Source organism: Latilactobacillus fuchuensis (genome assembly GCF_900258455.1).
Lineage (GTDB): Bacteria > Bacillota > Bacilli > Lactobacillales > Lactobacillaceae > Latilactobacillus > Latilactobacillus fuchuensis.
On the sequence record NZ_LT984417.1, the window covers coordinates 1996110 to 2005915 of the forward strand.

7 protein-coding genes are annotated in these 9806 nt (G+C 43.3%); 5 read left to right on the top strand and 2 right to left on the bottom strand.

Going from position 1 to position 9806, the window contains the following annotated elements:
- Positions 1-138: 138 nt before the first annotated feature.
- A complete protein-coding gene (gene recQ / locus LFUMFP_RS09540) occupies positions 139-1890 on the bottom strand; it encodes a DNA helicase RecQ (RefSeq protein ID WP_025083091.1) in 1752 nt (583 codons plus the stop codon).
- A gap of 161 nt (positions 1891-2051) precedes the next feature.
- Here recQ and LFUMFP_RS09545 point away from each other — a divergent pair, with 161 nt between their 5' ends.
- Positions 2052-2837, top strand: coding sequence for a hypothetical protein (locus LFUMFP_RS09545; protein WP_106483557.1), 786 nt, complete (start codon positions 2052-2054; stop codon positions 2835-2837).
- A 19-nt stretch (positions 2838-2856) separates the two neighbouring features.
- The gene (locus LFUMFP_RS09550) at positions 2857-3369 is read left to right on the top strand and encodes a YbhB/YbcL family Raf kinase inhibitor-like protein (protein ID WP_025083089.1); all 513 of its coding nucleotides are present in this window, start codon (positions 2857-2859) and stop codon (positions 3367-3369) included.
- Positions 3370-3408: 39 nt separating this feature from the next.
- On the opposite strand, the gene LFUMFP_RS09555 is transcribed toward LFUMFP_RS09550, so the two are convergent.
- A complete protein-coding gene (locus tag LFUMFP_RS09555; protein ID WP_025083088.1) occupies positions 3409-4128 on the bottom strand; it encodes a GntR family transcriptional regulator in 720 nt (239 codons plus the stop codon).
- 156 nt (positions 4129-4284) lie between these two features.
- Here LFUMFP_RS09555 and LFUMFP_RS09560 point away from each other — a divergent pair, with 156 nt between their 5' ends.
- From LFUMFP_RS09560 to LFUMFP_RS09570, 3 genes are read left to right on the top strand one after another with little or no spacing between them, the layout of a single operon-like run.
- Positions 4285-5622, top strand: a complete 1338-nt coding sequence (locus LFUMFP_RS09560) for a PTS sugar transporter subunit IIC (protein WP_025083087.1) — start codon at positions 4285-4287, stop codon at positions 5620-5622.
- Positions 5623-5658: 36 nt separating this feature from the next.
- On the top strand, positions 5659-8292 hold the full coding sequence (locus LFUMFP_RS09565) for a glycoside hydrolase family 38 N-terminal domain-containing protein (RefSeq protein WP_056950730.1): 2634 nt from the start codon (positions 5659-5661) through the stop codon (positions 8290-8292).
- A gap of 10 nt (positions 8293-8302) precedes the next feature.
- Entirely contained in the window at positions 8303-9595 is a 1293-nt protein-coding gene (locus LFUMFP_RS09570; protein WP_025083086.1) for a glycoside hydrolase family 125 protein, read from the top strand.
- Positions 9596-9806: the final 211 nt, after the last annotated feature.

Genomic DNA, 9806 nt, shown 5'->3' on the forward strand with positions numbered 1-9806 from the left:
TCGTACACGAAGACATCGTTAAGATGTTTATTTTTTTGCGAAAAGACAAAAAAGGTGTCGGTAGAATATTTCTACCAACACCAGAAAGTATAGACCCGCTATTTTTATGGCCAATTTAAAGCCGGATTATTTCCCAGGCTATACCGCCTCGTTTAAAACGTCTAAGAATAAGTCGCCATATTTTTCCAATTTGCTTTCGCCAACCCCTTTGACATCTAACATTTCGGTTAAGGAAGTAGGCATTAACTCGCACATCGAATACAACGTTTTATCCGAAAAAATCACAAACGGTGGCACACCCTGTTCTTCGGCTAAATCACGACGTAATTCCCGTAAACGTTCGAATAATTCATTATCTTCAGGTAATGTTTTTTGAACTTTGACGGCCATTTTACGGGTCACCGCCGTTTGGCCTTTCAAGACTGCGACACCCTCAGCTGTTAGTTGGAGCACCGGAAACTGACCGCTTGAAGGCTGTAAAAATCCGGAGGCCACCAAATAATCAATTAAACCACTGACTTCTTTTTGTGAATCCCCCCGTAATAGGCCGTAAGTGGGTAATTCATCAAATCGAAATTGCATGATTTTTTGATTTTTCGAACCGGTTAAGACTTGTGCCACTAAGACTTTACCAAATCGTTGATCCATTCGTTTAACACACGACAATACTTTTTGCGCTTCAATCGTGATATCTTGTTCCTCGCGAGTATCCAAACAATTGCTACATCGCCCGCAAGGTTCACAGTGATCATCGAAATAATTCACGATGTATTGTTGCAAACATTGCTGAGTACTAGCGTATTGGGTCATTTCTTGTAGTTTTGCATATTCACGCTGCTTATGTTCCTCATCCATTTCGGATTGATCGATAAAGAAATGTTGAATTTGGACGTCATTTTGTCTAAATAATAAAATGGCTTCACTTGGTAACCCATCACGACCGGCCCGCCCCGCTTCTTGGTAATAAGCTTCTAAACTACCGGGAATCTGCGCGTGCACGACAAAGCGCACATTACTCTTATCAATCCCCATCCCAAAGGCATTGGTTGCGACCATGATTGGTTTGCGATCGTACAAGAAATCTTCTTGATTCTGGCGACGAACCATTTCGTTTAGTCCACCGTGATACATCGCGACCGGCAGTTTTGCCTTTTCGATTAACTTAGTCAGCCGTTCGACTTCTTTGCGGGTACTAGCATAAATAATCCCAGCCTTTTGCCGGTTAATCTTTAAATAGTCGAGTAAATAACGATCGCTATTTTGATTCTTAACCACTTGAAACGCTAAATTTTCTCGTGAAAAACCGGTTTTAACTTCCCGTTGAATACTTAAGCGTTGCATAATATCCGTCGCCACTTGCGAGGTCGCAGTAGCCGTCAATGCAATAATCGTTGGTTGACTTTGAACCCTTTGAATCGTGTCCGTTAAGCGCAAGTAACTGGGCCGAAAATCATGGCCCCATTGCGAAATACAATGGGCTTCATCAATCGCAATCAAATCAATCTTCAAGCCCGCTAAATCGCTCAGAAATTGTTCAGAATCTAACCGTTCAGGTGAAACGTACAATAGCTTAACGGCGCCTTGTGCAGCTTGATTTAAGCGTTCTTGAACTTCGAAATAATCCAACGTACTATTGATAAACGTCGCAGCGATTCCATTTTCATTTAAGGCATCCACTTGGTCTTTCATCAATGAAATTAACGGTGAGATTACCAAAGTTAACCCGGGCAATATTAAGGCCGGAATTTGATAACAGAGTGATTTGCCCCCACCCGTTGGCATGATGGCTAACACATTATCGCCCGCTAAAACAGACTCAATCACTTCTGATTGGCCTTGTCTAAATTGATCATATCCAAATTTTTCTTTTAAAACGGTTTGTGGTTGCATATTTTCTCCTAGTTCCTCATCAATCGCTACTCCTATCATACCAAAAAATGGTGTTCTTAAACGAACTGATCCGATAATTGTTCAAATTAATGGTCCGCAGCTGACAGTCTGGTTTAATTAGTGTTTAATGGAAGTATATTCTCTTGAGGAGGTTCACGATAATGCTTAATTTAAAAGTTACCTTGTCCCCTGACCAGACTGAAATTCACTACAACCAACAATCGCTCATCACAATTGCGGAAAAACTACCCGCAAGCCAGTCACTGGCAAATGGTTTATGGCTCATAGCAACTCACCAACGACTGACTAACATTGGGGTACTGACTAGTTCAAATCCGCTACCAGTACTCACCGAACAACAAACACTAATCACTTTTACTGATCCGGACTGGACCGAACAACTTACGCTACTCGCTCAATTATTAACCGAAGAACTGCCCCATTTAATCACGACACAACCTGTCGTTCAAATTCCGAGCAATTATCGCGCCAGTTTACAACCAGTAATGGCCCAAATATTACTGATCCTGACCCGTTTTGGAATAAGTGTTCAACAACCGGCAGACGCAAAGCCAACCAAAGCACCGGCTAAGACCCGCCATCGTTGGACGAAGGCCGTTAGTGAGATTCCTTTTCAGATTAATACCCGCCAAGCAACCGGCACCGCCATTTGGCAAAAGCGCAATGAACTATTATTACAAGCCGGTGCCCATTTAATGCCAGAAGTCCCTTTGAATAAAGACGGATCACTTGGCTTTGCCGCTAAGATGGGCACCCAATTACGGACCGAATACGCCGATGCTATTCAAAACTACCAGACCACGACTGACATTATTTTCAAAAGTGTCAACGAATTAGGGCTCTTTTTGTATTTTGGTGGCACCAATAGTTGGCTGGAACTCCTCGATAACGATGGTCGTTCGATTGACGATTGGACTAAAATTTAATCAGAATGAGGTTACAACGATGAAAATAACGAGTACTGGTATTGAAAATGGCTATTATAAGCCCATTTATGGTGGCAATGGCGACTTAATTAATGAAAACGGCATGCCGACCTATTCGATTCCGTTTACGATTCACGAAGCGCCCACTGACACTGTTAGTTTTGCGGCGATTTTTTATGATTTAGATGCCTACGAAGTCACCCAAGGTTTCCCGTGGATTCATTGGACGCTCGCTAATTTAACCACGACCGATGTGCTTGAAAATACGAGCCAACAAGCGACCGATTTCGTGCAAGGGGTCAACACTTGGCACAGCCCCGTGACTGATCATCAGCCAGCCGAATTATCCGCCCATTACGGTGGCATGACGCCGCCGAATCGTGATCATAACTATACACTCAAAGTTTACGCGCTAGACACAACTTTAGCATTAACCGATGGCTTTTATCTCAACCAATTAACCGACGCCATCAAAGGCCACATTCTCGATAGTTCAATCCTCGAAGCGCAATACAAACAGTTTAAACATTAAAAAATGACCATCCGCCAAGTTTTGCGGATGGTCATTTTTTTAATATAAACGGTTCAAATGAATATCTAAGACAAACTTACTACGTTCACTGGTAAACCGAGAAACTGAATATTCAAACGCCCGGCCTTTTTGATCATAAGCAATTTGTTCAATCGCAAAAGTGGGCGCGCCCACTGCAAGGTCGAGCGCTGAAGCCGTTTCTTGATCAGCGCCTTCCGCATAAACCACTCGGCGGGCATCGGTCAGTTGAATCTTGGCGTAGGTCCCTAAATAATCGTACACCGAACCTTGTAGAATCGTTTCATCCAACGGCGCAATCGTCACAGGCATAATCGTATGTTCGTAGCTATATTTCTGGTCATTGACTAGCCGGACTCGTTTGATTTCGTAAACCGGTTGGCTCGCTTCAATCTGTAAGTTCTGTTGTTCTTTAGCGTTCGGGAGGCGCGCGTTAAAATACAGCACCTGGCTGCTAATCTTCTGATCACGATGTGAATAAGTGACCCCAATCGGAATATCCAATGGTAATAACTCACCTGTTTGGTTATCCATTCTAGGTCGAACATAAGTCCCTGAACCCTGTTTACTTGAAATCAAACCTTCATCCGCTAATAAATTGAGTGCTTTTTTTAAAGTTAATCTTGAAACCGCATATTTTTCGGTTAAAATTTCTTGCGTCGGCAACAAAGTACCGGCCCGATAATGATTGGTTAATATATCCCGCTTAATATCTGAATAAATTTCTCGATAGCGATACATTTGTCTACCTCGTTTAGTTAATTTGTATATTCATTTTAACGCTTATTTTATAATTTGTATATATCTATATACAAATAAAGTGTTTACAAATATATTTTTTTGACTATAATTAGGTTTGTTGAAAGCGCTTCTCAAAACAAACAAGGAGTTGTTATTATGAAATTTAATGTCGATAAGCTACAAGAACCCCTTTTGAAGGTTTCTGCTTGGGTGGAACAAAATACCATTTTACAAGCCGTTAAAAATGCCTTCGTTCGAACCATCCCATTTACGGTTGTTGGTTCATTCTCTAATCTGATTAAAATGCAGATTGATGCTTTAATCAAAGCCAAGGATATTCACAACGTTTGGTTAACGAATACCAGTAATCTATTTGGTTATCTTGGTACCGCAACCCTTGGCATTGTCGCTTTAATCGTCGTCTTGTCATCCGCTTATTCTTACGCAACTGAATTAAAAAAAGATAAACGCAATGACAGCATGAATCCTTTTATTGCCACATTATTAGCACTGGCTGCCTACTTCATCATGGTGCCTAATAATATTAATTACTTAGACAGTAAGGCCAAAGTCATTGAAGGTTTCGCGACTTCGTTTTTCAGTTATGAAGGTATGTTTACGGCGCTAATTGTTGGGATGATTGCCGTTTCCTTATTCGCACGCTTTGCTCGTAGTAAGTTCACGATTAAAATGCCAGGTAACGTCCCCCAAAACGTTTTCGATTCATTTTTCTCATTAATTCCCATTTCTGAAGTCCTCTTGGTTTTCGGGGTCATCCGAATTATCATTCAATCATTAGGTTATGTGTCATTAATCCAAATGATTTCTGAAGTGTTGATCAAACCAATGTTAACGGTCGGCACTGGTCTTCCAGCCATTATTATCGTTATTCTATTAGAACAAATTCTCTGGTTCCTCGGTTTACACGGCTTCAATATTGTTTGGGGCGTGGTTTCAGCTTTCTGGTTACCATTATTCTTACAAGACGTTGCCCAATTTGCAAAAACACAAAGTTTCGCTGATATTTCAATTGCGCCTAATACAATGACCAACGTTTACGCTATGATTGGTGGTTCAGGCGCCACCTTCGGCTTAATCATCGCGATGTTAATTTTCACCCACAAAGGTGAAAAAGAACGAGAAGTCGCCAAACTCGCACTAGTCCCAGGCTGTTTCGGGATTAACGAACCCGTCATCTTCGGGTTACCAATCGTCTTAAATCCATTAATGTTCATTCCTTGGATTATCGTCCCTATTACGAATGCCGTCATTGCCTACGTTGTGACTTCTATCGGTTGGGTTGTTCCACTCGTCGTTTTAAATTCTGGGAATGAACCGATTTTCATCAGTACTTGGGTCCTTGGCGCCTTTCACTTTAGCCCGGTCATCTTAACCTTAGTGCTCGTTATTTTAGACGTCTTCTTATACGCACCATTCGTGATTCTAAACCAACGTCACGAACGTGCTGAAGCGGCTAAGGCATTAGCTGCATAATTGTTTTAATTGCATTGAGAGAAGGAGTGTTTTAAATTGACTAAAATTCACGCAATTGCGCATACCCATTGGGATTTTGAATGGTACTTTACCCGTCAAGAAGCGCGCGTTCAATTCGCCTTTCACATGGACGATGTTTTCGCAGCACTAACTGACAATCAACTTGATTATTATTTATTAGATGGTCAATTATCGATCATTGATGATTATTTAACTGCTTTTCCAGAAAAGGAATCCGTACTTCGCCAATTCGTAACAGCGGGGCGCCTATTTATCGGTCCGTGGTACACGCAAATCGATGAAATGGTGACTTCTGGTGAATCAATCGTCCGGAACCTAAAACTCGGCATGCGCCTTGGTGATGCCCTCGGTGGCGTCATGAAAGTCGGTTACTTACCCGATTCTTTCGGTCAGGGTCAAGATATGCCGAAAATTTATAACGGCGTAGGCATCAACAGCACCGTTTTCTGGCGTGGCTTCCCGAGCGATAACGATGCGCGTTACTTCTATTGGGACAGTAATGATGGTTCCCAAGTGATTGCGGCCAACATTAAAAATGGTTACTACGCTGGTGTCGACTTAATCGAAAAAGATGACGTTCCTGCGCTATTAACGCGGATTGCTACCCATACAACGGCCACCAACCAAGTACTCCCCGTCGGCGGTGATCAACGCGCGATTGATTTCAATCTCAAAACGCGTTTAAACCAAGCCAACGACGCCATCGATACCAACGATTCAATTATTGAGAGTAACTATCCCGCCTTCTTCGACGCTTTGGCGCAAGAAACTAATCTACCCGCTTTTTCGGGTGAATTTATCGATCCTTCTGATTCAAAAATTCACCGCGGGATTTATTCATCCCGTTACGATTTAAAACAATTATACGACCAATTAGAACGTGAGATGACTTATCAAATCGAACCGTTAATGGCGCTTGCTGCCCATCAAGGGATTGAGAGCAAACAAGGTTTAATCGATGAAATTTGGCAAACCATCGCCCGTGGTCAAGCCCATGATAGTTCTGGTGGCTGTAACAGTGACAAGACCAATCAGGATATTTATCAACGTGGGGTAACTGCGCACCAACTTGCTTATTCATTAAAAGACTACCTATTACGCAAGCTCAGTATTTCCATCAATAACGATCAACCGATTGATTTATTCGCTTGGAATCCACTGCCAATGGCGATTAATGAAGTCCGTGAATTGACCGTTTCAACTAAGACCGCTCATTTTAACGTCTGTGACTTAACCGGTCAGCTGGTTGCATTCGAAGTGCTCTCACAGGAACAAGAAAATGCCGCCACCTTACGCCGCAATCCGGCTGAAATGACGGATGACTACTACTACGTGACTAAAATTGCGCTTCAAACTAAGATTGGCGCCACTGATTGGTGTGGTTATCAACTCCAACCGACTTCAACCGCTACGATGCCCGTTCTAAAGACAACCGACACGATTGATAATCGCTTTTATGCCATCAGCGCAACTGACGGTCAATTGGAATTGTTGGTAAAAGCCACTAATCAACGTTATGACAACTTCTTAACCTTAGAAGATGGTGGTGATGAAGGCGATACTTACGACTTTTCACCCGCTTTTACCGATTGGCTACTGACGCTTGATTTCACACAAGCAGACCACAGCCACTTCGAACAAGGCCAACTGATTAGTCGACTACGCTTAAATGGCACTTGGCAATTACCCGCTAATTTAGCTGAACGCCAACAACAATTGCGGTCCGGTCAAGTCGCTTATCAACTCGAATTAGTTCTGAAGCAAGATTCTGAAAGCATCGGCTTCAATCTGACGCTTGATAATCAAGTGCTCGATCACCGGATGCGTCTAGTGCTACACACCGGCATTCAAGCGACGGATTCGTTTGCTGACACCCCATTTGGGACGATTCAGCGTCCCGTTGAAGATCCACATTTGAAAGATTGGCAAGCAATCGGATATCACGAAGAACCAACTAGCATGCGCCCGATGATTCATTTTGCCAACACGCACAATCAGGAAATCAGTTGGTCATTCTTAACTAACGGGATGAAAGATTTCCAATTAATTGGCGACCAATTCGATCAATTAGCGATCACGCTCTTCCGGGGGGTCGGTTATCTCGGTCGCCCAGATTTAAAACGGCGGCCATCTGACGCTTCTGGTTTACAAACTAAAGTCGTTGCGACACCGGATAGCCAACTGACCGGTCAATTAACCTTTGGTGGCGCGCTAGTTGTCACACCTGACTTTCAACCAACCGCGCTTCAACAAGCACATTTGTTGTTGAGTCAATCCGACTTAGCCTATCAAAATCAAACGATCAATCGTTTTACAACGCCACTTCAATATTTCATGATGAATCCAACTGCAACGGCGATTAAGCACGCACCAATCCTCGCAGTCAATGATCTCCAAGTGACGTTTAGTAGTTTCATGCAAACCATTGACGGCACTGGTTTTGAATTACGCTTGTATAATCCGACGGACCAAGCCATCACGTTACCTGGTAGCCTTGAATTACACCAAAATTGCCGCATTGCTGAACTCGATTTACGCGGGCAAGTCCAAGCCACATTAGCCACTAGTCCGTCGGATTACGATTTAACTACTTTTGGCCCCGGTGAAATTCGGACCTACGGCATCTATCCCATTCAACCCCGAGCTTAGGAGGAACATTATGTTTAACCAAGCACAGTTAATTGCTGAGATTCAACAGGCAGCCGATCAAGTGCAACTGCATTCTAATAAAGCAACTGAATTATTTAAAAACGCCTTAATCGACACGGTCACGCACACCGTCACACCACAAAATACGACCGATATTTTCGTCGCAACGGGCGATATTCCAGCCATGTGGCTCCGCGATTCAACCTTCCAAGTACTACCCTATCTCCAATTGATCCAGACGGTGCCGCAAGTTAAAACGTTAATTCAAGGTGTTTTGAATCAGCAACTGGCCTATGTCCGACATGATCCTTACGCTAATGCGTTTAATCAGACCGCTTCTGGGGCCCACTATACGACGGATAGTTCAAATATTCCGATTTCTGATTTAGTCTGGGAACGTAAATTCGAAATTGATTCACTCTGCGCACCACTTCATTTAGCCGCTCAGTTATATCAAACCAGTGGCACGACTGAGCATTTAACCCCTGAATTCTGGCAAACCGTTGCTCTGATTATGGCAACGTTCATTCGCGAACAACACCATGAGACTTCCGATTACGTCTTCAACCGACCTGATTGTCCGCCATCCGACACTTTAAGTCACGAAGGTCATGGCGCGCCTATTGGGTACACCGGAATGGTTTGGAGTGGTTTTCGACCAAGTGATGACGCTTGCCAATACGGTTATTTAGTCCCTGGCAATATGTATATCGTCGTAGTCATCACCGAATTATTGGCCCTGATTGGCGCTGAAAACATCGATCAGCCTGAATTAGTCGGTGCAATGACGACTTTAAAAGAACAAATCGAAACAGGGATTGCCGATTTCGCAGTGGTCCGTCCAACGCCAACCGCTGACCCAATCTGGGCCTATGAAGTTGATGGCTTAGGCCACGTCAATTTAATGGACGATGCCAACGTCCCAAGCCTGCTTTCCGCACCCTTTCTAGGTTATTGTTCAATTGACGAACCGCTTTATCAGCAAACACGGGGCTTTATTTTAAGTCCGGCTAATCCTTACTTCTATGCCGGTCAATTCTTGGCGGGAATCGGTAGTCCGCATACGCCGCCACACCACGTCTGGCCAATTGCATTAGCGATGGTTGGGTTAACGACCACTAATTTAGCGGCCGTCACCGCTCAGATCGACTTAATCGCCGCGACTGACAATGGGACCTTGCAATGTCACGAAGGTGTCCATGTCGATAATCCCGCGCAATACACGCGTGAATGGTTCTCATGGGCCAACATGACGTATTGCCAACTGGTTTTCCATTATCTCGCTTTAAAAGCAAAAGCATAAAAAAATGAGCTGTGGTATAAGTCGTCGTATTCTGCTACTAAACGAATATTATTTTTTGACGCGCGCCAGAACTCATCAATTTCCGTTCAAATCAAAAAATCGTCTATCCTTAGTTGAACTGAACCCCAATCGTTGGAGAAATCCAATGATTGGGGTTTTATTATGTTCTCAAAAGAAATTAAACTGAAGGCAGTCAATGAATTACTGCGGG

Excerpts from the sequence above, each read along its gene's own strand:
- LFUMFP_RS09550 (WP_025083089.1), top strand. The coding sequence starts at position 2,857 with ATGAAAATAACGAGTACTGGTATTGAAAATGGCTATTATAAGCCCATT.
- LFUMFP_RS09570 (WP_025083086.1), top strand. The coding sequence starts at position 8,303 with ATGTTTAACCAAGCACAGTTAATTGCTGAGATTCAACAGGCAGCCGAT.
- LFUMFP_RS09560 (WP_025083087.1), top strand. The coding sequence starts at position 4,285 with ATGAAATTTAATGTCGATAAGCTACAAGAACCCCTTTTGAAGGTTTCT.
- recQ (WP_025083091.1), bottom strand. The coding sequence starts at position 1,890 with ATGCAACCACAAACCGTTTTAAAAGAAAAATTTGGATATGATCAATTT.
- LFUMFP_RS09545 (WP_106483557.1), top strand. The coding sequence starts at position 2,052 with ATGCTTAATTTAAAAGTTACCTTGTCCCCTGACCAGACTGAAATTCAC.
- LFUMFP_RS09555 (WP_025083088.1), bottom strand. The coding sequence starts at position 4,128 with ATGTATCGCTATCGAGAAATTTATTCAGATATTAAGCGGGATATATTA.